This window comes from Thalassospira sp. B30-1 (genome assembly GCF_015767575.1).
GTDB classification, from domain to species: Bacteria; Pseudomonadota; Alphaproteobacteria; order Rhodospirillales; family Thalassospiraceae; genus Thalassospira; species Thalassospira xiamenensis.
This window is the reverse complement of record NZ_CP065232.1, coordinates 351,521-374,977: the sequence shown is the minus strand read 5'-3', so window position 1 is coordinate 374,977 and position 23,457 is coordinate 351,521. Positions and strand designations below refer to the sequence as shown.

Genomic DNA, 23,457 nt, shown 5'->3' with positions numbered 1-23,457 from the left:
ATTTTCCCGGTTGGAGTATCTCGCCAAGCCTCCCTCTTAACCCAAAGGCAGAGACGAACGAAACCCAAATACCGGAAAAATCATCAATTGGTAAAATCGAGCTCTTTTTGCTCTTTCTGGGAATAGACCTCGGCCTGGCGCAAATCGACCGACACCAGCGAGGAAACACCACGTTCCGCCATCGTCACCCCGAACAGGCGGTTCATGCGGGCCATGGTCATGCGATGGTGGGTAATCACAAGGAAACGCGTATTGGCGTGACGACCAATCGCTTCAAGCAATTTACAGAACCGGTCGACGTTGGCGTCATCAAGTGGTGCGTCAACTTCGTCGAGCACGCAAATCGGTGCCGGGTTGGTCAGGAACACCGCAAACAGAAGCGCAACAGCGGTCAATGCCTGCTCGCCACCAGACAGCAATGAAAGGTGCTGCAATTTCTTGCCCGGCGGGGATGCCATGATCTCAAGCCCGGCTTCCAGCGGATCGTCCGCATCGGTCAGCATCAGATGCGCCCCGCCACCGCCAAACAGGCGGACAAACAACTGCTGGAAATGTTTGTCGACTTCGTCAAATGCCGCTTTCAGGCGGTTGCGTGCTTCGCGGTTCAGCTGGTTGATACCATTGCGTAATTTATCAATGGCGGCGATCAGGTCATCGCGTTCGGAAACCAGTGTGTCTTTCTGTTCTTCCATCTCGGCCAGTTCGACCTCGGCCCTCAGGTTAACCGCACCAAGGTTTTCGCGTTCGCGCGACTGACGCTGCAAACGGGCCTCGATATCGTCTTCGGATGGCAATTCCTTGGTCTGATCGATTTCGGCCAGCTCTACAAGCTGATCAGGCGTGGCATTAACCCGTTCGCGAATGCGTTCAATCAAATCTCGGCGGTGCTGTTCTGCCTGCTCCAGAAGGGCTTCACACCTAACCCGGCCTTCGCGGGCCTCGGCCAGTTTCTGTTCCGCTTCTTTCAGGTTGTGATCTGCTTCGCGCTGCGCATTTTCGGCACGCACCAGTTCATCCGCCGCGTCCTTGCGTGCCTGATCGGCAATCTCGATACGGTCGGAAAGGATCGCGCGGCGCTCTTCGATCTCGTCGGGCTTAAGTTCAAGCTCCTCGATCTCCATGCGCGCTTCTTCCTGACGTTCACGAAGCTGGGCCACACGTTCGCCTGCCCCCGATGCGCGATCATTCCAGGATGCGATTTCGCTTTCAACAAATTCAAGTCGCTTGCGACGCCCCGATGCATCACGCTGCATGCGTTCAAGCTGGCTGCGCGCTTCCATCTGATCGGCGCGCGCATCCGAAAGCTCGGCACGTTTTTCAATCAGCTCAGCCTTGATTTCCATCAGGCCTTCGCTCGATTCCTCGGGCGTTGCCGCCAGTTCTTCCTGCTCGGCGATCAGTTCATCAAGGTCCTGCTTGGCACGCTTTTCTGCTTCTTCTGCGTTTTGCAGGCGTCCTTCAATGGCACTGGCGTCACGTTTGATATTGGCAATTTCTTCTCGCGCGCGGGCCAATGATCCCTCTGCCTCGCGAAGGGCACGGTGGGCTTCCTGTTCGCCGTTGCGTGCGGCTTCAACATCTTCTTCAAGACGTTCAACATTTTCCCGCGTTGTATCGGCCTTTTCCGCTGCAAGCTCGACCGCGTCGTCGATCTCCTCGAGCTCAAGGCGTAATTCTTCAAGTCGATTACGCTGTCGCAAACGTGCGGCTGCCGGAAGCTCCGCGCCAACCTTGATCCGATACCCGTCCCAACGCCAAAGCGCACCTTCACGCGACACCAACCGCTGCCCGGTTTTCAACGTCTTGGCCAGCCAGTTACCGGTTGCCTCGTCATCAACAACCCCGATCTGCCAAAGGCGTCGGTTCAGCAATGCCGGACCGTCAACAAATTTCGCCAGTGCCTGGACCCCTTCGGGCAGGTCAGGGTCATCTGCGTCGGGGTCAACCGCCGACCAGTGCATCGGGGCATCTTCGGCATCGGGCGCGTCAAGGTCCTCGCCAAGTGCCGCCGCCATCGCCATTTCAAGGCCGCTGGTCACCGAAAGCTTTTCGATCACCGCCGGGAACTGCTGATCTGCATTGCCCTTGACCAGACTTTCAAGCGCCTCGATCTCGGCGACAAGCCGTGCCTTGCGGCTTTCGACATCACGCAGGGCATCGCGCGATTCGGTTTCCGCCGTTTTCAGGCTGTCTTCACGGTCGCGCAATTCGGCAAGACGCATTTCGGCATCTTCGATGGCAAGCTTGCGCTGCTCGCAAAGTTCTTCGCATTCCTCAAGCGCCAGACCGGCCTCTTCGAGGGCGTCGGTAAAATCGGCTTCAACCCGGATATCATCAAGGCGGGCAACGGCCTCGTCATAGCGTTCGGTCAAACGTGACCGGCGGGCGGAAAGCTCGCCTAACCGCTGCTGAACGCTTTTAAGCCGGGCTTCTTCGGCGGCTGCCCGGTTGGTCAGTTCGTCAACCTGCCCTTCCAGCGTTTCAACCCTTGCGGCCTGCGCGACGGCGCGTTCCTTTGCCTCGTCAAGCTCGTCATCCTCGCCGTCCTGGGCTTGACCCAGCTCTTCGCGTTCTGCCTTAAGCTTGTTCAACGCCCCTTCGGCGTCGCTTGCCAGTTCGGCTTCACGCGCAAGGTCGGCATCAATCTGCTGGATGCGCGCACGAAGCTGCGACATTTGGGTTTCGATCTGTGACTTGTCCTTGTCCAGTCCCTCACGCTCGATCAGCATGCGCTGCAAGGCCGCTGCCGCATCGCTTTCCTTTTTGCGAAGATCCGGAAGGCTTGCCGCAATATGGGCCTGAATGGTCGTTGCCTCGGTCACCTGACCGGTCAGGTCACGCACGGCACTTTCGCCCAGCACCAGCAATTCACGGGCATCTGCTTGCCGTTTTTCGGCATCGGTCCAGCGGATGTGGAATAGCAGAGCCTCCGTCTGGCGGATGCTTTCGGAAAGTTTGCGATACCGTTCGGCCTGTCGCGCCTGCTTTTGCAGAGACGCGATCTGGCTATCGAGTGTGACCAGAACGTCTTCAAGGCGTTCCATATTCTGTTCGGCATTTTTAAGTCGAAGCTCGGCCTCGTGACGGCGTGAATGCAGGCCGGTAATACCGGCGGCTTCCTCCAGAACCAGTCTGCGCTGACTTGGCTTCGCTCCGATCAGCGCACCGATCTTGCCCTGTGACACCATCGCGTTTGACCGTGCCCCGGTCGCGGCATCGGCAAACAGCAATTGGACGTCACGCGCACGGACATCCTTGCCATTGACCCGATAATTCGACCCGCCGCTGCGTTCGATACGTCGCACGACCTCAAGCGTTTCGTGATCGTTGAACATCGCCGGTGCTTTGCGTTCGGCATTATCCAGAACGACGGTAACTTCGGCCACGTTCCGCGCAGGACGCGACGATGTCCCGCCAAAAATAACGTCGGACATGTCCGAGCCGCGCATCTGCTTGGCAGAGGTTTCACCCATGACCCAGCGCAGGGCTTCGACAAGATTGGATTTGCCACAGCCATTCGGGCCGACAACACCTGTCAACCCGTCTTCAACCAGCAATTCGGTTGAATCGACGAAGGATTTGAACCCCGTCAGCCGTAGCGATTTAAACTGGACCAATCATGCCCCCGATCCGTCCCTTCCCCTGATTGCCGGATGTCGCATCTGCAGCATCCGGCAGGATCATATTTATCAGTTGGTCAGATCTTCGACTTTGTCTTCAAAGAACTTCAGATCGCGCGAACCGGCAAAGGTTTCACCATCAATCACAAAGCTCGGCGTTGAATTGACCTTGAATTCCTGTTCGCCGCGCATGCGCGATGCAACGATCCCGTCGATCAGGGCCTCGTCCGCCATGCAGGCATCAACCGCATCGCCATCCATACCGGCAAAACGAACCACCTGTTTGATGCCTTCAATCGGGTCCGCGGCCCGTGCCCAGGTCATCTGCGATTTGAACAGCATGCCCAGAACACCGAAATAACGGTCATCACCGGCACATTGCGCAACAGCCGCCGCGCGAACCGCAACACCATCAAGCGGATAATCGCGGAAGATCAGCTTGGCCTTGCCGGTATCGATCAACGATTTCTTGATCTCCGGCAGGGTTTCATTATGGAACGTGGCGCAATGCGGGCAGGTCAGCGACGCATATTCGATGATCGTCACCGGCGCATCCGGATTGCCAAGCACATGTTCCTTATATTCTACAGCCTCGGCCTGCTGCGCCCCGACAACACCAATCGCAAATGCACATGCGACCGCAAAAAACTTAACTGCCTTCAGCAAGGAAACCTCCGTTAAAACAATATTTTGTGATTACAAGCCTGTTGCAGCGCGGGAGTCAACACGCCCCCCAAAAGCGCTAATGAGCCAACGAGTCGCCAACATCGTTTGGAAATGCGGCAACTCCGTGATCAAACATCATGGGAAAATGATTCGATCCGGCCCGCATCGGAATAAGGCTTTGGGCCACCGATTGGCAAATGACTTACACGTGATTTTAAACGCAATTTCACCGGCTATTTCTTCTGTCCCGGTTGCCCCCGCGCGTGAACGTCCCCCGAAATGCGGCGTCCAAGCCGGGTCAGCACTTCGCGCAGATGCGGGTCTTCGATTTTGGCGATATCGATCTCGCTGGTTTCGCGGATCGGACCTTCGGGCACATTTTCCGGCCGTTTGACGGTGCGCTCCGGGCGGGAAATATCGCCCTGCATCATCTTGATGCGTTCAACCGCGCGATATCCGAAATAGGTATTCACCCGGTCGATGATCTGCGGCATGCGGTGCTGTAATTCAATCGCCACCGGTCCCATCACCCGGATCACAAGGGTTCCGCCCCCGGCATTTTCGCCGCGAGGCGGATTGTATTTGACCGGCATGGTGAATTGTTCAAGATCGCGACCGACAATTTCGGACCAGTGCAAAATGATTTCGGCCTGAAAGAAACCGCGTTTGCGGACCAGCGGACGTGTCAGATTGCCAACCATGGCGGCAATATTGCGCAGGCCCATGCGGCGCTCCGAACTGCCCATCGGGGTAATCTTTTGTTTCTTTTTGACCGCATTTTTTGCAGCAACCATATCGGCACGCTGATCTGGCGTGCTATGTGTCGGCGTATCGGTCATATCTTTTTGCTTGCTCACGCCCGCTTCTTTCGTAGGGTCTGAATCTGACCTAAACGTAATTACCCGTTTTCATCCCCGCAACATAACACGGGAACGCCGTGCATTTCACCAACGACGAAATCCATCACCTCGGTCGGACCATGTTGGACTGGTATGACCGTCATCATCGCACCCTTCCATGGCGTGCCGAACCGGGCGACGCACAGGACCCTTACCGCGTCTGGCTTAGCGAAATCATGCTGCAACAGACCACCGTGATTACGGTCGGTCCCTATTTCGCGGCATTCCTGCAACGCTGGCCGACTGTCAACGATCTTGCCAATGCCGATCTCGATGAAGTTCTGCATGCCTGGCAAGGTCTGGGATATTATGCACGCGCACGCAACCTGCACAAATGCGCCAAGGTTGTTGCCGATGAATATGGCGGCCGGTTCCCCGATACCGAAGAAGGCCTTCTGAAGCTGCCCGGCATCGGTCCCTATACCGCCGCCGCCGTTGCAGCCATCGCCTTTAACCGTCATTCAAGCCCGGTCGATGGCAATATCGAACGGGTCATATCCCGTCTTTTTGCGCTTGAAACCCCACTGCCCGACGTCAAACCCGAAATCAAGGAAAAGTCGGCGGCCCTGACCCCGTCCGACCGGCCGGGCGACTATGCGCAGGCGCTGATGGATTTGGGCGCAACGATCTGCACGCCACGCAATCCGGCATGTGGCATTTGCCCGTGGCAGGCTTCCTGCGAAGGCCGCAAATCGGGCATTGCCCCGGAACTACCCAAAAAACGTAAGAAACCCGCCAAACCAACCCGGGTTGGCTATGCCTTCTGGATACGGCGCGAAGACGGTAAAATTCTGGTCCGGCGCCGCCCGGAAAAGGGTCTGCTGGGTGGACTTTACGAAGTGCCGGGCAGTGACTGGCGCGCGATTGAGGCCCCGGATGATGTGATGTTGTCCGAAGCCCCGATCAAGGCAAGTTGGACGGAACTAGATGGTACTGTCGGGCACACTTTCACCCATTTCCATCTCGATGTGACGGTCCTTGCCGCCAATATAGCTGAAAGCGACGCGGCAAAACTTGATGGCAGCTGGACAACGATTGACGGGTTATCTGAATTCGCTCTGCCGACGGTGATGAAAAAAATCGTGCGTCACGCGCTGAAATACCGCTAGGTCGGCGTCAACCGACCGTTCAAAACACAAAAAGAAGGCCCGTTGCCATTCCGGCGCGGGCCTTTTAAATCGTTAATAAGGTGGTCAGGCGTATATATCAATAACCTGCCCACGGCCCGTGCTGCTCGGCGGGGCCGATTGTTGTGACGTGTCGGCTTCTGCCACCTGATCGACCCGCTGGGCCGACGGTGACTGAAGATCGTTACCACCGGTTTCGGCGATCGGTGCAGCTGCCTGCTGGATCTGGACCGGGTTCGGTGCGTAAGCGGCACTACCTGTTGCGCCAACCTGCATGGGGCTCTCCATCTATCCTTACGGATAATTCCAAGATTCAAGATATAGCAAGAATTGCGCCCGAATGCAAAAGGCCGGAAGGTTTCACAACCATCCCGGCCTTCCAGATCAGATCATTTTAAGCGTGCTGCACCGCACGAAATCAGGCGGAAACCTGCCCCATTTCCTTGCGAAGCTGACTGCGCAGATTGTCGATCACAACCAATCGCCCGTCACACTTGTAATGCCAATAAGTCCAGCCATTACAAGCCTGTGCACCCTGAACATGGGCACCGATCTGGTGAATCGAACCGGCATTGTCCTTGTGACTGATTGAGCCATCGGCACGAACAAGCGCTGCAACATTGCCGCGGTTGTCATAAATCTTGTCGCCCGGCGCCAGAAGACCGCGTTCAATGACCGCACCGAACGGAATACGCGGAAGTGATCGCTTCGACTCCGTCATCTCAAGGCTTTCACCATCAAGCATCTGGACCTTGGCAATGCGTTCCTTGGCGGCCTTTGCATATTCTTCCTCGCGCTCAAGCCCGATGAAGTGACGGCCAAGGCGGCGCGCTGCCGCACCGGTGGTGCCGGTACCAAAGAACGGATCAAGTACAACGTCGCCCTGACGGGTCGTCGCCAGCAGAACACGCTGCAACAATGCTTCGGGTTTCTGGGTCGGATGGACCTTTTTACCCTTTTCATTCTTCAGGCGCTCGGACCCGGAACAGATCGGCAGCAACCAGTCGGACCGCATCTGCAATCCTTCGTTGAGCTGCTTCATCGCTTCGTAATTGAACGTGATCGCTTTCTGCTCGGCATTTTTCGAACACCACAGCAGGGTTTCATGCGCATTGCAGAAACGTTTGCCACGGAAATTCGGCATCGGGTTGGTTTTGCGCCACACGATGTCGTTCAGGATCCAGTAACCGATATCCTGCATCACCGTGCCGACGCGATAAATGTTGTGATACGAACCGATCACCCAGATCGCACCGGTATCCTTAAGGACACGGCGCGCGGCGGTCAGCCAGTCACGGGTGAAATCGTCATAGTGACGGAAACTGTCAAACTGGTCCCAATGATCGTCAACCGCGTCGACCTTGGAATTATTAGGGCGCAGCAGATCACCACCCAGCTGCAGGTTATAGGGCGGATCGGCGAAAATCAGATCGACCGACTTTTCCGGCAGGCTGTTCATCAGTTCGATGCAGTCCCCGACCATAACCTGATCAAGCGGTAAGGATGTTTTCTTTGTCATGATGCGTTCCAGGTTCCCCCATATTTCTTGAGGAAAGCATCACCGCAAAAAGTTAATAGACTCCGAAAATTTCCAAGGAGTCGCCACAGTTTCAAAGTAATTTCAGCCGTTTAGACAATCTTAACCGGTTCGGCCCAAAAACAGGAAGATTTTCATCCCGGACAATAGCGGTCAAAAACCCCGCATATCTTCATCGGACTCCTTGACTTCGTTCTGGTCTGACCGGGTATGTGCGGCAAGAATTCAAATGTGAATTCGCAGATAGCTAACGCGCGCATCCGTATATTCACGTAGTTCAATACATCCTGATGTGAATTGCGTTACAGCAATTTAGCCGAAAACGGTAATTTGACCGTTTGGACAACTCTGCATTTGCCCTTCTTATGATCATGTATACAATCTGCATATCAAATACGCAGAAAAATAGAATTTTCAAGATTGGCAATAACCTGCAGGGGGACATCATGAAGTCTGGCACTTTCCGTCTTTCCCGTCGCGCAATGCTATCGGCCATGGCCGCAGCAGCCGCGGTGGTATCTTTTGGCCTTGGCGTGCCGGCACCGGCAATGGCAGCCGACCCGATCAAGGTTTCGGCGATTTACACCGTTCCGGTCGAACAGCAGTGGGTTTCGCGTATCCACAAGGCGCTGAATGCCGCTCAGGAACGCGGCGACATCACCTATGAATTTTCCGAAAACGTCGCCAATACCGACTATGAACGCGTGATGCGTGAATATGCCGAAAATGGCTCGGCCCTTATTCTGGGCGAAGTTTTCGGTGTAGAACGCGCGGCCCGCAAGGTTGCCGCCGATTATCCCGAAACCGCGTTTCTGATGGGCTCAAGCTTCGGCCCCGAAGGCGACAATTTCTCGGTCTTTGACAACTATATCCATGAACCAAGCTATCTTGTTGGCATGGCAGCTGGCAAGGCGACCAAATCGAACAAAATCGGCATGGTTGGCGGTTTTGCCATTCCGGAAGTCAACCGCCTGATGAATGCCTTCATGGAAGGTGCCAAATCGGTCAATCCTGATGTCGAATTTACCGTGACCTTCATCAACAGCTGGTACGATCCGCCCAAAGCCAAAGAAGCCGCCTTTGCGATGATCGATAAGGGTGCGGATGTCATGTATGCCGAACGCTTTGGCGTTTCGGATGCCGCGAAGGAACGCGGCGTTCTGGCTGTTGGCAACGTGATCGATACCGCGGCAGACTATCCGGGCACCATTCTGGGTTCGGCCCTTTGGCACATGGAGCCGACGGTGGATCATGCGATTGCAGCGGTCAAAGCTGGTGAATTCAAGGCCGAAGATTACGGCAAACTCAGCTATATGGCACCGGGCGGCGGCACCGTCGTTCTTGATAGCTCCCTTCTGCCCGAAGGTACTGTTGCCGAAGTTGACACCAAACAGGCAGAAATTCTGGATGGCAGCTTTACCGTCAAGGTGAATGACGAAGAACCGAAATCTTCCATGTAAGATTTCTTCCACTTTGCAGGCAGTCCGGTTTAAACATCGGACTGCCTTTCGTTTTTCGGGGCGATCCCGACATGCACTCGATACGCCAATATGGCCCAAGGCGTGACACATAAAAATTAACGGATCAGCCGGATGTCATCTGCTGCCACCCCATCTTTGGAAACGTCCCCGCAATTGCTGCTGCAACTGGCTGCAATCACCAAGAAATTCGGCCCGCTGATCGCCAATGACGCCATCGACCTTGATGTGCACAAGGGCGAAATCGTTGCACTGCTTGGCGAAAACGGTGCGGGCAAAACCACCCTGATGAACATTCTGTTTGGCCATTATGTTGCGGATACGGGGACCGTGATGGTCGCGGGTGCGGATGGTATCCTTGCCCCGCTTGAACACGGCGCACCGCAGGCGGCCCTTGATGCCGGGATCGGCATGGTTCATCAGCATTTCACACTGGCCGAAAATCTAAGCGGCCTTGATAATATCGTCCTTGGCACAGAACCGATTTTTCGCCTACGCCGCGACCGGACCAAGGCACGCGCCAAACTGTCAAAACTGATGGCGGGATCGGGTCTTAATGTCGATCTGGATCAGCCGGTTCATAAACTGACCGTCGGCGAAAAGCAGCGCGTTGAAATCCTCAAGGCCCTTTATCGCGATGCCCGTTTGCTGGTGCTGGATGAACCAACTGCGGTTCTGACACCGCGGGAAGCAGACAGCCTTTTTGCGATCCTTCGCAAGCTTGCCACGGCCGGGCTTTCGGTCATTATCATTGCCCATAAACTGGCCGAGGTTCTAGCAGTTTCCCATCGCATCGCGGTGCTGCGCGGCGGCAAAAAAGTCGGCGAAATGGCAACCGATCAGGCCGACAGACGTTCGATTGCCGAACTGATCGTTGGCCGCGATGTGCCGGTCAGCCGCCGAAGCGAACGCGTACCGGGCAAGCCGGTCATCGAGCTTCGGGATGTCACGATTGATCGTGGCGATGCCAGACGCTCCCTGCATGGGGTGAACCTTCTGGCGCGAGAAGGCGAAATTCTTGGCATTGCCGGGGTATCGGGTAACGGGCAGGCGGCGTTGGCGCAACTGATTGCCGGGCTGGATAGGCCCGATGGTGGCTCGGTCGAGATTTTTGGTGAAAAAGTTACCAAATTCGATGCTCACAAGTTCGCCCAGAACGGCATCGCGCGTATCCCCGAAGACCGCCATCATGATGGTATGGTGGGGTCGATGACGGTGGCGGAAAACATCGCCATCGAAGATGTCCGATCCCGCGATTATCAGAAGTTCGGCTTCCTTGACTTCGAGGCAATCCGCAAGCGTGCCGAACATGCCATTGCCGATTACGATGTGCGCTGCCCCGGCCCGGACGCCCCCGCATGTCTGCTATCTGGCGGGAATATTCAAAAACTCATCCTTGCACGTGTTCTTGAAAAATCACCAAAACTAATCCTTGCCAACCAGCCATCCCGCGGGCTTGACGTTGGCGCGCAGTCAGAAGTCCACAGGCGGCTTCTTGAGGCGCGCGAAGGCGGGGCAGCGGTGGTTCTGATATCCGAGGATCTCGATGAATTGCTGACCCTGTCCGATCAGATTGCGGTGATCCATGCCGGTCATGTATCGGCCGCGATTGCTGCAAACGATATTGACCGATCAGAGCTTGGCCTGATGATGGCCGGACAGAAAAAAAGCGATGCCGATTTCGGGTCCGGTAAATTTGAGCCCAGCACAAAGGTCAGCGCAAAAACCGATGAAAATGCCCCAAAATCAGGAGACCCGGCGTGATCCGGTTTGAACCCCGCATCAATCCATCCGCAATCATGGTTTATGGCGTCCCCGTCATGGCGGCAACTATCGCCATTCTTCTGGCAGCGATCCCGCTTGCCCTTGCCGGAGCACCGATCATAAACGCCTATGGCCTGATGATAAGCGGCGCGTTTGGATCGATGTTTTCGATTTCGGAAATGCTGACGCGTGCCACCCCGCTGATCCTGACCGGATTGGCGGCCGCCATCGCGTTTCGGGCCAAACTTTGGAATATCGGGGCCGAGGGACAGCTTTATATGGGGGCCATGGCCGCCGTTGCCATCGGATCGGGCGTGATTGACGGGCCAAGCTATATCATGATCCCGGTGGTGCTGATTGCCGGGGCGCTCGCCGGGGCGGTAATGCTGATCGGCCCTACGCTTTTGAAAACGCGGTTAGGGGTGGACGAGGTTGTCACCACTCTGCTTTTGAACTTCATTGTCATTCTGTTTGTGCAGATGATGCTGGAAGGTGCGCTAAAAGACCCGATGTCGATGGGTTGGCCACAGTCCGAACCGGTAATCGATAGCGCCGTCCTGCCGCCGCTGATCGAACGGATGCGGGTGCATCTTGGATTGGTGATCGCGCTGATCTGTGCCGTGGCGCTGGCGATTTTCGTTAAACGCACCGTCTGGGGATTTGAAATTCGTGCGATCGGTGAAAATGCCGCCGCAGCCAGATTTTCCGGAATTTCGGCAACCAAAACCATGGTACTGGTCGCGATGCTGTCGGGTGGTTTGGCCGGACTTGCCGGTGTTTCCGAAGTCGCGGGAACCCTTGGATATCTGGCGACCGATCTGTCGCCGGGTTATGGCTATGCGGGGATCGTGGTTGCAATGCTGGCCCGCCTTTCACCGGTTGGCGTGATCATATCCGCCGTGTTTGTGGCATCGGTTTTTGTTGGTGCCGATTCCATGAGCCGCGCGATCGGCGTTTCAAGTTATCTGGCCGATCTGATTGTCGCGATGTCGTTGTTATGCGTTCTGATTGGCGGGTTTCTGACCCGGTTCAAGGTCCATTTCGAACGCCAGAAATCAGCAGGTTAAGGGGAAAGAAAATGGAAATCATCGACATCCTTTTGACCGCAAATTTCTGGGCCGCAGCGCTTCGTATTGCCACCCCGCTGATTTTCGGGGTGCTCGGCGCGCTGATTTGTGAGCGCGCCGGAGTTCTTAACCTTGGCATCGAGGGGATTTTTACAGCCGGGGCGATGGCCGGATGGATGGCGGTCTGGCTGGGTGCCGGATTGTGGGGCGGCGTTCTGGTTGCCGCCCTGGCCGGTGGGTTTTTCGGCCTGATCCACGCAATCCTGACCGTACCGCTTGGCCTGTCGCAGCATGTGTCGGGGATCGGGGTGACGCTGCTGGCGACCAGCCTGTCGTATTTTACCTATCGCACGGCATTGCCCGATGTGTCGTCACCGCCGCGGATCATTCCGTTCCAGCCGCTTGATATTCCGATCCTGTCGGATTTGCCGTTTATCGGCCCGGCGCTGTTTTCCCAAACGGCTCTTACAATGCTGGCGCTTGTCATGGTGTTTGTCACCGGCTGGGTCTTGTATCGCACCCCGCTTGGCCTTGCGATCCGGGCGGTTGGCGATAATCCGTCCTCGGTCGAGGCGCAAGGGTTATCGGTTTATGCGCTGCGCATCGGGGCCGTGGTTGCCGGATCGAGTCTGATGGCGCTGGGCGGAGCGTTTCTGACCATGTCGGCGTTTGATGCGTTTTTCTTTGGCATGATCAATGGCCGTGGCTGGGTTTGCATTGCGCTTACGGTGTTTGCAAGCTGGCGACCGGGCAAGGCATTGCTGGGCGCGTTGCTTTTTGGTGCGTTTGATGCGTTTCAGGTCCGCCTGCAAACCGAAGTTGGCGCGTTTCTGCCATCGCAGGTTTTCCTGATGATGCCCTATCTGCTATCGATTGCCGCCCTGATCATTGTGGCGCGCAAGGCCGATTATCCCAAGGCATTGCTGGTGCCGTGGTTCAAGGGACAGCGTTGATTTTCGACCCGAAACAAATAGCCTGATGATTAAAATATCCCATTACCGAAGGACGCCGCCATGCAAGCCGATCTGATCCTTAAAAATGCCAATCTGCCTGATGGCCGCACCGGTGTTGATATCGCCTGCAAGAATGGCAAGATCATCGAAATCGGCCCGCAATTGCCGATCCTGGCGGCCGAGGAAATCGATTGCGACGGGATGCTGGTCAGCCCGCCCTTCGTCGATAGCCATTTCCACATGGATGCCACCCTGTCACTGGGCCTGCCAAGGATGAATGAGTCGGGTACGTTGCTGGAAGGCATCGCGCTTTGGGGCGAACTTAAGCCGATTTTGACCATCGAGGCGGTGATTGAACGCGCACTTCGTTACTGCGATCTGGCCGTATCGAAGGGCCTGCTTGCCATCCGAACGCATGTTGATGTCTGCGATGACCGTCTGCTTGCGGTCGATGCGTTGCTTGAGGTCAAAAAACAGATCGCACCCTATATCGACCTGCAACTGGTGGCGTTTCCCCAGGATGGCTATCTGCGCAGCCCGACGGCAAAGCAGAATGTCATTCGCGCACTTGATAAAGGCGTCGATGTTGTCGGCGGCATCCCGCATTTCGAACGCACCATGGCAGACGGCGCGCAAAGCATTACCGAACTTTGCGAAATGGCGGCCAAACGCGGCCTTCGGGTTGATATGCATTGCGATGAAACCGATGACCCGCTATCGCGTCATATCGAAATGCTGGCTTATGAAACGCAGCGCCTTGACCTTCAGGGACAGGTGGCCGGATCGCATCTGACATCGATGCATTCGATGGATAATTATTACGTATCGAAGCTGATCGCCCTGATGACCGAGGCCGAGGTCAGCGTGATTGCCAACCCATTGATCAATATCACCCTTCAGGGTCGTCACGATACCTATCCCAAGCGTCGCGGCATGACGCGCGTGCCGGAATTGCGCAAGGCGGGGCTGACCGTGGCGTTTGGTCATGATTGCGTGATGGACCCGTGGTATTCGATGGGATCGGGCGATATGCTTGAAGTCGCATCGATGGGGCTTCATGTCGCACAGATGACGTCACGCGATGATATCCGAGCCTGTTTTGACGCGGTGACAACCGAACCGGCAAAAATCATGGGGCTTGAAGGATACGGGATTGCGGTTGGCAACAATGCCGATTTCGTCGTGTTACAGGCCCGCGATACGATCGAAGCCATCCGGCTTCGCGCCAACCGGCTTTATGTCATCAGGCGCGGCAACATCATCGCCGAAACCCCGTTACAGCAAACCCGCCTGCATCTTTCGGAACGACCGGAAACGGTGCGCGGCGATGATTATGCTCCGGGGAAATAGCAAATCGCACACGTGAAACGATTTCGTCACGTGATCCATTCGCCGTTACACCCCATATGATGGGGGTCAACGCACATTATCGAGAACCACCATGTTTTACGAACCGGGCAAAACGCCACATAACCTGCCACATGATCCGTTCAAGGCCTGTGTGGCCCCACGCCCGATTGGCTGGATTTCGACGGTCGATAAACAGGGGTGCGCCAATCTGGCCCCCTATTCGTTTTTCAATGCAGTCTGCGGCAATCCGCCGATGGTCATGTTTGCATCTGGCGGCTCAATTGACAGTCTGAACAACGCGCGTGAAACCGGTGAATTTATTGCCGCCGTCGCCCCACGCGCTATGCTGCGCGAAATCAATTTCTGTTCGGCACCGCTTCCGCCCGAACAGGACGAATTTGATTATGCCGGTCTAGAAAAGGAACCGGGTCAAACGGTCGCCGCCCATCGGATCAAGGGAGTGCCAATCCATATGGAATGCAAGGTATTCCAGATTGTCGATCTGCCCGGCCCCACCCCGCAAAGCAAAAACGCGATGGTGATCGGTACAGTGGTCGGTCTCCATATTGATGATGCAATCATCCGTGACGGCATGGTCGATGTCACCCTGTTCGAGCCGCTGGCACGTCTGGGCTATCACGAATATGCCAGTGTCGCGGAAACATTTACCGTCCGGCGCGAGGATTTCTGGTAAACAGCCTGCCGGTTTGCGGCGATAGGTTATGACTTTCTGTTGTTTCACGTAAACGACCCGCAACCGCAAACAAACTGTCACAGTAAAATTCTAATGTGATCCTCATCACCTGCGCCTGAACCGATGCATAACCGGGTTCGGGCGTTTCTTCTTATGCATTACACGATGTGGGGGATCACACCATGAAACGGACGATTGCAGCCGGTTTCGCCGGTATTGCGGCCATGCTTCTTGCGACAACGGCAATGGCGGGTGACGTCAAGGTTTTCGAAACCAAAAGTGCGATTAACAATCTGTCGACCGTCATGGTGGATGGCGGCAAGGCACGCGACCTGACGGTTGGTTTCGGTTCGGGGGCCTATCGCCGTCCGGGTGATCCATCCAATATGTTCTATGCCGTTTCCGACCGTGGTCCGAACTTTGTTTGCGGTGATGTGCAGGACGTTCTTGGCGTCTCCGAAGACGTCGTTTGTCAGGGCCGCAAGGTGCGCGTCTATCCGACGCCTGATTATTCGCCGTCTATCTATACCATTTTCCTGAACGATAACGGCAGCTTTGACGTCAAGGACGTTATCGCGCTTAAGGACCAGAATGGCGTGCCCCTCACCGGGTTGACCAACAAGCTGTCGGTTGCCAAAACCGAAAAGCCGGTCGATGCCAATGGCAAGGAACTGGCACAGTCGGTGTCGGCAATTGACGCCGAAGGCATCATTCGCCTGTCGGATGGTTCGTACTGGATCGGTGAAGAAAACGGTCCGTCGATCCTGCATGTTGCCGCCGACGGTACGGTCAATGAACGTATCGTTCCAGCCGGTTCGGAAAAGGATTTCGAAGGTGCGGCCTATAAGATCACCGGTGGTCTTCCGGCAATCCTTGTGACCCGCCAGACCAACCGCGGCATTGAATCGATGGCCGTATCGCCCGATGAAAGCAAACTGTATTTCATGGTTCAGAACCCGCTGGCCAACCCGAATGCAGATGCCTACAAAAAGGCAAAGAACACCCGCCTGTTCGTGTATGACCGCGTGAAGGGCGAACTTGCCGGCGAATATATCTATCAGCTGGATGATCCGCAGACCTTCCGCAACGATCCATCCGACAAACAGAACGCACCTCGCATTTCCGAAGTCATGGCACTTGGCGATGACCGCCTGCTGGTTCTGGAACGGACCGATGGCACCACCAAGCTGCATGAAGTCAAACTGGATGGTGCATCAAATATTCTGGCATCGCGCTGGGACGATATGTCGACCAGCCCGTCGCTTGAACAGGAAAACGACCTGTCGAAGCTTGACCTGAAGGCAGTTGCCAAAACGCTTCGTTTTGACAGTGCCGATTACCCGATGGCTCCGACCAAGATCGAAGGTCTTGCGGTGATGGGTGACGGTGCGCTGGCCCTGATCAATGATAACGATTTCGGCATCAATGGGGATGCCACCAAGGTGCTTCTGATCGACGGTCTGGTTCAGGCAGACAAATTCTGATCTCTCGCTGGATCATCTGACATTGCGGGAAAGCTGTTATGCGGCTTTCCCGCTTTTTTATTGGGCGAAATCAGCGTAAAAGCGGCCCATGAAAAACGATCAGACATACACCACCCGGACTTTTGACATCCCCGATGGCATTGATGCGGTCATCGAGCCGATGGATGCGACCGGCTATCTGGCCCCTGTCGGCTTTGAAGATCAGCTGCGTGCCGAACTTGGTGACGTGATCGAAAGCCATGACCGGCTGATGTTCGCACCCGGCCCCGAACGCCGTGTCTTCTGGGCGCAGAATGTCTGGCGCAATCCGGTCCGAATGGCGATCCCGTCGATCAAGGGTGCGGCCAAAATCCTGAAATTCAATCAGCGCAACTGGGCCATGTTCAAGTTTGATCATTTTTCGCGCGCGAAACTGATCGAAGCCAACTTGCCGCATGTATCAGCCAAACGACAGGTCTTTGGCGAACCGGCCCCGACCGCCCCGCTAGGATCGTGGACATTGATCGATCCCGATACGATCATCGCATCGATGGATTGTTCAAGCCCGTGGAAAAATGGCGAGGTCGAGTTTGAAGAAGACAAGACCACCCCGCCCAACCGCGCCTATCTGAAACTTTGGGAAGCCTTCACCCGTCTTGGTGTTGGACCCGAAGTTGGCGACCGCACCATGGATCTGGGCGGCAGCCCCGGCGGATGGACATGGGTTTTGCATGAATTTGGCACCGATGTGATCAGCATCGACAAGGCCCGTCTTGATCCGAAAATCGCCACCCTGCCGCGTGTTGATTTCCGGCAGGAAAGCGCGTTCGGGCTGAACCCCGATGAAATCGGTTATATCGACTGGCTGTGCTCGGACGTGATCTGCTATCCGGACCGGCTGTTCCAACTGGTCAATCAGTGGATGGATGCAGGTATGGCAACCAATTTCATCTGCACCATCAAGCTGCAGGGCGACACAGATTACGCCGCCATTACCCAGTTTGCCGATATTCCCGGGTCAAAGGTCGTGCATCTATACAACAACAAGCACGAACTGACCTGGATGAAGGTCCCCGGTGTTACAGATCAGGACTGATTGCAAGTCAATCAGTCCTGATCATCCCCGTCATAGGCGGGGATAGCCGCATCAATCGGGTAATAATCGCCCTTGTCCTTGCAAAACATCTGGGCGGATGTCGATATGCCTGATGCGCCGTCAAGCGTGCCAGGGGTGATTGCGACTTCCTGCGACCGGACGGGACGCCAGAACAGCGATGATCCGCATTCCTTGCAAAAGCCCCGGTCGCTTTGATCAGAAAGGCGATACCAGCGCAATCCTTCGTCACGGGTTAGATGCAGAGCATCCTTTTCAACCCGGGCATAGGAACTGACATGACCGTGCAGTTTGCGGCACAGGCCACAATGGCACATTTTGGCGTCATGCAGTTTGCCGCGCACTTCATAACGAACTTCGCCGCAATGGCAACCGCCAGTCATCGTGTTTAGCGCTGGTGTCGATGTGCTCATCAAACCTTCCTCTTCTGATCGGGCAGGTGGAACGCAGCCTGGTTACAGATGCTGTCTTGTTAAACAGTATCTGGACCAATTCGGGCATCATGCAAGCATGGCTTGTGGCAATATCGATGTTATTGCGGGCAATATTGCGACGATAATGTTTGAGCTTCGCCCAAAGCAGTCCTATTCTGCCGCTTCTGTTCGGGCCCCGGATGATGACGCCACCGCGCCAGATGCCATCCGTCGCCTTGCTTCACAAGCGATGGGATATCATGACCGATCTGTCCTTCCATTATGATGTGCTTGTCATCGGCAGTGGCGCTGCCGGTTTGTCCACCGCACTCAAGCTTGCTCCGCATGTCAAGGTTGCCGTCCTGTCGAAGGGCAAGATCGATGACGGTTCGACCAACTGGGCACAGGGCGGAATTGCCGCCGTGCTTGATGCCGCCGACAGCATCGAAAACCATGTCGAAGACACACTTGTTGCCGGTGCCGGATTGTGCAAACGCGACACTGTTGAATTTGTCGCACGCAACGCGCCCAATGCCATCAAATGGCTTGATGAACTTGGCATTCAGCTGACGCGTGATCCGGAAGGCGGCAATGATCAGCCGTTTCACCTGACACGGGAAGGCGGGCATAGCCATCGCCGCATTGTTCATGCCGCCGATGCCACCGGGCGGGCGGTACAAACCACCTTGCAGGGCGAGGCCGTCAAACATCCGAACATCAAGATTTTTGAAAATTACCTTGCGATTGATCTGGTGACCGACCGTAAGCTTGGCGGTGAAGGCCGCCGATGCATCGGGGCCTATGCGCTTGATCTGACAACGGGCAAGGTCCGGTCGTTCAATGCGCGTACCGTGGTGCTTGCCACCGGGGGGGCCAGCAAGGTGTACCGGTTTACGTCCAACCCGGACGGATCGACGGGCGATGGCATTGCCATGGCATGGCGTGCGGGTTGCCGGGTGATGAATATGGAATTCAGCCAGTTTCACCCGACCTGCCTGTATCATCCGCAGGCCAAATCATTCCTGATTACCGAGGCCGTGCGCGGCGAAGGCGGCAAATTGCTGCTGGCCGATGGCACGCGTTTCATGGACCGGTTTGACGAACGCGGCGAACTGGCACCGCGCGATATTGTCGCGCGCGCGATTGACCATGAAATGAAACGGCTGGGTGCGGATTGCGTATACCTTGATATCACGCACAAGGGCGAGGATTTCATCCGGGAGCATTTCCCGACCATCCATGAAACCTGCCTGTCGTACGGCATCGACATGACCAAACAGCCGATCCCGGTTGTTCCGGCAGCACATTATACATGCGGCGGGGTTTTGACCGATCTTCGCGGGCGCACCGATCTGACCGGGCTTTATGCGATTGGTGAATGCGCGGGCACGGGCCTTCACGGGGCGAACCGGCTGGCGTCGAACTCGCTTCTGGAATGCCTGGTATTTGGCGAGGCCGCAGCACGCGACATTGTCGAAGCACTCCCGGTTGATGACCGGTTCAAGGACCTGCCGGACTGGGACGAAACCGGGATCACCGATTCCGACGAGGAAGTCATTGTTGCCCATAACTGGGAACAGTTGCGCAACGTGATGTGGGACTTTGTCGGCATCGTGCGCACGACCAAACGTCTGCAACGCGCACAGCATCGCATTGATCTGTTGCTGTCGGAGATTGACGAATATTACGGCAATTTCCGTGTGACCAATGACTTGCTTGAATTGCGTAACCTTTCGGTGGTTGCCAAACTGATCATCCAGTCGGCCCTTTGGCGCCATGAAAGCCGCGGCCTGCATTACACCACCGATTATCCGGAACGTGATGACAGCGCGACGCCCCGCCAGACCATTCTTGTGCCGGAAAACTTTGCCGGTCGCTGGGTTGTATCGGGCCAATGGAAGACCTGATCGGCGAAGACATCATTACCCCACGTTAATCGGATCAAAGACGGAGATTGTCATGACCGCCACCCTGATTGGTATCGCGCGAAAGGCCCGTTCACGTGCGCCAATGGAAACGCTTGATGGTGTTTCTGTCAGTCTTGATTTTGGGGTTGATGGCGATTATCGCGGCAAGCTACGCAAACGCCAGATCACGGTCTTGACTGAGGAAGACTGGCAAGCGGCCTGCGGTGAAATTGACCGTATGGATTTGCCCTGGACCACGCGGCGCGCCAATCTGCTGGTACGAGGTGTGAAATTGCCGCAAACGCCCGGTGCCCGCATCCGGATAGGGGAACTGGTCCTTGAAATCACCGGCGAAACCGATCCGTGCAACCGGATGGAAGCCGCAGCACCGGGCCTTGAAAAGGCCCTGACACCGGACTGGCGGGGCGGGGTTACATGCCGTGCGATTGAACCCGGTGCGATCCGGGTGGGCGATACGGTTATTGTTGACTGATTATCCTGGTTAATCGGGACTGGCCCATCTGGAAATCCCCTGTCGGCTTCCCACTTAAAAGGCAGCAGCATGGTCGGGGATCAGGATGGAACATGCACCAATACCGCATAACGAAGCCGAACGTCAGGGCATCATCACGCGCATGCGTATCGCGACTTTTGATGCCGAACCCGAACTTGACCGAATCACGTCACTTGCCAAACGGATCTTTGACGTCAAATCGGCCACGATGACGGTAATCGATCATGACCGACAGATTTTCAAATCCCGTGCCAATTTCGAAAAGCTGGAAAGCCGCCGCGATATTTCGTTCTGCGGGCATGCGATCACCCAGACCGAGCCGATGGTGATCAAGGATGCCCGGATCGATCCCCGTTTTTCCGACAATCCGTTGGTGATCTGCGATACGCCAGTGATTTTTTACGCCGGGATGCCAGTGCATCATCACGAAGGACAACCGGTCGGGACACTTTGCATTTTTGACGACAAACCGCGCGAAATGAGCCAGCGCGATACCGATAACCTCAAGGACCTTGCCTATCTGGTCGATATGGTTCTGTTGCTGCGGTTTGCACAATTCAGCCAGAGACGGTTGATGCAAAGCCTTGATGAAGCGGTTCGTCAAAGCATGATCGATCCGATGACCGGACTTTGGAACCGGCGCGGGCTTGATGAAATACTTGATCGTGAACTCGCCCCCGAAGGCGTGCCATTGACCGAACCCTGCGGGATTTTGTTATGTGATATCGATCATTTCAAATGCGTCAATGACACGCACGGACATCTGATTGGCGATGAGGTCATCATCAGCATTGCCGGAATGCTCAAAAATCATTTGCGCGAAAATGACATCATTGCACGTGTCGGCGGCGAGGAATTTGTCTGTGTCATTCCCGGTATCACGCGCGAAACGACCCCGAAAATTGCTGAAAAACTTTGCAATATCCTGCGCAATACGCCGATCAACACCAGCGAGGGCAAAACCCTTGGCGTGACTATTTCCATCGGGGCCACATGGATTGCGGCAGGTTGCAGCAACGACAACCGCAAGGCCATCTTCGAAATTGCCGATGCCGCACTATATCGCGCGAAACAAAGCGGGCGCGACCGGGTGCTGTTCACACCCAACGCCAATGAACAGCACAACGAAGGACTATTTGAACAGCATTAAAATCAACCTGGAACAACAACATGCTGTAACGGGAGAACCGTCTTGAAAATCGCGCCCACGCCGGATAGCGAGAACGAGCGGCAGAAATCGCTTGAAAGCATGGGTATTCTGTCAACACCGCGCGACCCTGAACTTGACCGGATCACGCGCCTTGCCGAACGCATTTTCAACACCGAAATCGTCGCCATTTCCCTGATTGATGGCGACCGGCAGTTTTTCAAATCCCGGATCAATCTGGGCGTTCCCGAAACGCCGCGTGACATTTCGTTTTGCGGGCATGCGATCATGCATGACGCGCCGCTTGTTGTTGGCAATGCCATCGATGACGAACGTTTCAGCGACAATCCGCTGGTGGTGGGGGCACCCCATATCCGGTCCTATGCCGGTGTGCCGCTTTCCAATCGCGAAGGCTACAAGCTTGGCACGCTGTGCATTATTGATTCAAAAACCCGCAATTTTTCCGAAAGCGAGATCGAAACGCTCAAGGACCTTGCCCATTGGGTCGAAACGGTTCTTGCCCTTCGCTATAGCGAACGCAGCCAGAGACAGCTTCTGGCCGATCTGGATGCAGCACATCGCGACATGATGATCGACAGCCTGACCGGGGTCTGGAACCGGCGCGGACTTGAAGAATTGCTGGCGCGCGAAATGACGAGTTCCCGGATCAAAGGTGGCTCGGCCGGGGTATTCATGCTTGATATCGACCATTTCAAGCAGGTCAATGATACACATGGCCATCTGATCGGCGACAAGGTATTACAGAACATTGCCGCCATCATGTCATCTTGCCTTCGCGATCATGACATCGTCGGACGTTTCGGGGGAGAGGAATTCGTTTGTGTCCTGCCAGGCATTCGCCTCGAACAGACGATGTATCTTGGTTACAAGTTGTGCAATGCGGTGCGTGATCAATGCCGGGTCAGCGATATGGACGGCAATGCGGTTTCGATCACGGTCAGCGTCGGGGCGACCTGGATTTCCAGTGAAACGACTGATCTTTATGAACCGCTCGATGTACTGCGGATTGCCGACGAGGCCCTTTATGAAGCCAAGGAAAGCGGGCGCGATACGGTCCGCTATCGCGCGCTGGACAGCCATGGCAGCCTTGACGACCTTAAAGGATGAACCGCCCCACCCTGCTTTTTAATGCAAGCGGCCCCAGATCATACATTTCGTCCAGCACGAGATAGGGATCGGCGCCCAGCTCAAGAAGGATGGCGAAGGCAGGTTCGGTTTTGAAACCGGCCCGTTTCATTTTCCGGATTTCTTCGGAAAGCTGCGACCCCAGAAGATATATCAACCGTGCCTCGACCAGCATATGGCGGAAGCCGAACTGGCATTGCGATGGCGTGCCGGTGGCAAAAATTTCGACCGGCAAATCATCCAGAACAAACCGCACGACAATGGCCTGCCCGACATGTTGCGTTGCCGGGCGGCGATGCAATCCAAAATCATCATGATGACCAAAGACAGCCTGTACGTGGGCTTCGAAACCATCAAAATCCGGGCAATGGCAAAGGATGTCGATATCCGATCCATCAATATCAAGATTGATCGGAAAAGTTCCGGCGACAATCGGATCAAACCCGGCAAGCCCATCCCATACACCATGTCCTGAAATCAGACCGGCCGCCTTTTGACCACGCACGGAAACGGATCGCAACAAATCAAGACCGCGAAAGGCATTGGGCATCAGGCTTTCGGGCCAATCCATTCCGGTCTGGTTCATTGATAAATCCAT

20 protein-coding genes are annotated in these 23,457 nt (G+C 55.6%); 13 read left to right on the top strand and 7 right to left on the bottom strand.

Translation table 11 applies throughout. The annotated features are described in order from the left end of the window. Positions 1 to 83: 83 nt before the first annotated feature. From smc to IT971_RS01725, 3 genes are all read right to left on the bottom strand, one after another. Positions 84 to 3,617: a chromosome segregation protein SMC gene (gene smc, locus IT971_RS01735; RefSeq protein ID WP_063095325.1), complete on the bottom strand. Its 3,534-nt coding sequence runs from the start codon at positions 3,615 to 3,617 to the stop codon at positions 84 to 86. Between the two features lie 72 nt (positions 3,618 to 3,689). After that, positions 3,690 to 4,286, bottom strand: a complete 597-nt coding sequence (locus IT971_RS01730) for a thioredoxin domain-containing protein (protein WP_063095328.1) — start codon at positions 4,284 to 4,286, stop codon at positions 3,690 to 3,692. A gap of 233 nt (positions 4,287 to 4,519) precedes the next feature. Beyond that, positions 4,520 to 5,143, bottom strand: coding sequence for a DUF721 domain-containing protein (locus IT971_RS01725; protein WP_007089071.1), 624 nt, complete (start codon positions 5,141 to 5,143; stop codon positions 4,520 to 4,522). Positions 5,144 to 5,223: 80 nt separating this feature from the next. On the opposite strand from IT971_RS01725, the gene mutY reads away from it, so the two are divergent. Next, positions 5,224 to 6,294, top strand: coding sequence for an A/G-specific adenine glycosylase (mutY, locus tag IT971_RS01720; protein WP_007089072.1), 1,071 nt, complete (start codon positions 5,224 to 5,226; stop codon positions 6,292 to 6,294). An 84-nt stretch (positions 6,295 to 6,378) separates the two neighbouring features. Here the strand turns inward: mutY and IT971_RS01715 are convergent, their stop codons facing one another. Continuing rightward, positions 6,379 to 6,588, bottom strand: coding sequence for a hypothetical protein (locus IT971_RS01715; protein WP_007089073.1), 210 nt, complete (start codon positions 6,586 to 6,588; stop codon positions 6,379 to 6,381). Positions 6,589 to 6,730: 142 nt separating this feature from the next. Continuing rightward, positions 6,731 to 7,831, bottom strand: a complete 1,101-nt coding sequence (locus IT971_RS01710) for a site-specific DNA-methyltransferase (protein ID WP_037990538.1) — start codon at positions 7,829 to 7,831, stop codon at positions 6,731 to 6,733. A 464-nt stretch (positions 7,832 to 8,295) separates the two neighbouring features. Between IT971_RS01710 and IT971_RS01705 the strand changes: the two genes are divergently transcribed. The 8 genes from IT971_RS01705 (at position 8,296) to IT971_RS01670 (ending at position 17,714) form a co-directional block, all read left to right on the top strand. Then, positions 8,296 to 9,309: a BMP family protein gene (locus tag IT971_RS01705; protein ID WP_063095368.1), complete on the top strand. Its 1,014-nt coding sequence runs from the start codon at positions 8,296 to 8,298 to the stop codon at positions 9,307 to 9,309. Between the two features lie 132 nt (positions 9,310 to 9,441). After that, positions 9,442 to 11,091 carry an ABC transporter ATP-binding protein gene (locus IT971_RS01700; protein ID WP_082822593.1) on the top strand — a complete coding sequence of 550 codons (1,650 nt, stop codon included), beginning with the start codon at positions 9,442 to 9,444 and terminating at the stop codon, positions 11,089 to 11,091. Continuing rightward, a complete protein-coding gene (locus IT971_RS01695) occupies positions 11,088 to 12,158 on the top strand; it encodes an ABC transporter permease (RefSeq protein WP_063095329.1) in 1,071 nt (356 codons plus the stop codon). Before IT971_RS01700 ends, IT971_RS01695 begins: the two co-directional genes overlap by 4 nt. 11 nt (positions 12,159 to 12,169) lie before the next feature. After that, positions 12,170 to 13,111, top strand: coding sequence for an ABC transporter permease (locus tag IT971_RS01690; protein ID WP_037990534.1), 942 nt, complete (start codon positions 12,170 to 12,172; stop codon positions 13,109 to 13,111). 60 nt (positions 13,112 to 13,171) lie between these two features. Beyond that, positions 13,172 to 14,461 (top strand): amidohydrolase family protein, encoded by a 1,290-nt coding sequence (locus IT971_RS01685; RefSeq protein ID WP_063095331.1) that lies wholly within the window; start codon positions 13,172 to 13,174, stop codon positions 14,459 to 14,461. A 91-nt stretch (positions 14,462 to 14,552) separates the two neighbouring features. Continuing rightward, positions 14,553 to 15,155, top strand: a complete 603-nt coding sequence (locus tag IT971_RS01680) for a flavin reductase family protein (RefSeq protein ID WP_063095333.1) — start codon at positions 14,553 to 14,555, stop codon at positions 15,153 to 15,155. 182 nt (positions 15,156 to 15,337) lie between these two features. Further along, a complete protein-coding gene (locus IT971_RS01675; RefSeq protein ID WP_063095335.1) occupies positions 15,338 to 16,639 on the top strand; it encodes an esterase-like activity of phytase family protein in 1,302 nt (433 codons plus the stop codon). Positions 16,640 to 16,727: 88 nt separating this feature from the next. Next, positions 16,728 to 17,714, top strand: coding sequence for an SAM-dependent methyltransferase (locus IT971_RS01670; RefSeq protein WP_007089082.1), 987 nt, complete (start codon positions 16,728 to 16,730; stop codon positions 17,712 to 17,714). Between the two features lie 11 nt (positions 17,715 to 17,725). Here IT971_RS01670 and IT971_RS01665 read toward each other — a convergent pair whose 3' ends face one another. After that, positions 17,726 to 18,145 (bottom strand): GFA family protein, encoded by a 420-nt coding sequence (locus tag IT971_RS01665; RefSeq protein WP_007089083.1) that lies wholly within the window; start codon positions 18,143 to 18,145, stop codon positions 17,726 to 17,728. Between the two features lie 260 nt (positions 18,146 to 18,405). On the opposite strand from IT971_RS01665, the gene nadB reads away from it, so the two are divergent. The 4 genes from nadB (at position 18,406) to IT971_RS01645 (ending at position 22,841) form a co-directional block, all read left to right on the top strand. Then, positions 18,406 to 20,052: an L-aspartate oxidase gene (gene nadB, locus IT971_RS01660; RefSeq protein WP_063095370.1), complete on the top strand. Its 1,647-nt coding sequence runs from the start codon at positions 18,406 to 18,408 to the stop codon at positions 20,050 to 20,052. A gap of 52 nt (positions 20,053 to 20,104) precedes the next feature. After that, positions 20,105 to 20,545: an MOSC domain-containing protein gene (locus tag IT971_RS01655; protein ID WP_063095337.1), complete on the top strand. Its 441-nt coding sequence runs from the start codon at positions 20,105 to 20,107 to the stop codon at positions 20,543 to 20,545. Positions 20,546 to 20,630: 85 nt separating this feature from the next. Beyond that, the gene (locus IT971_RS01650) at positions 20,631 to 21,716 is read left to right on the top strand and encodes a sensor domain-containing diguanylate cyclase (RefSeq protein WP_063095339.1); all 1,086 of its coding nucleotides are present in this window, start codon (positions 20,631 to 20,633) and stop codon (positions 21,714 to 21,716) included. 42 nt (positions 21,717 to 21,758) lie between these two features. Next, on the top strand, positions 21,759 to 22,841 hold the full coding sequence (locus IT971_RS01645; protein ID WP_063095341.1) for a sensor domain-containing diguanylate cyclase: 1,083 nt from the start codon (positions 21,759 to 21,761) through the stop codon (positions 22,839 to 22,841). Here the strand turns inward: IT971_RS01645 and IT971_RS01640 are convergent. Then, positions 22,831 to 23,445 carry a DUF4269 domain-containing protein gene (locus IT971_RS01640; RefSeq protein WP_158526670.1) on the bottom strand — a complete coding sequence of 205 codons (615 nt, stop codon included), beginning with the start codon at positions 23,443 to 23,445 and terminating at the stop codon, positions 22,831 to 22,833. The genes IT971_RS01645 and IT971_RS01640 overlap by 11 nt on opposite strands. Between the last annotated feature and the right edge of the window lie 12 nt (positions 23,446 to 23,457).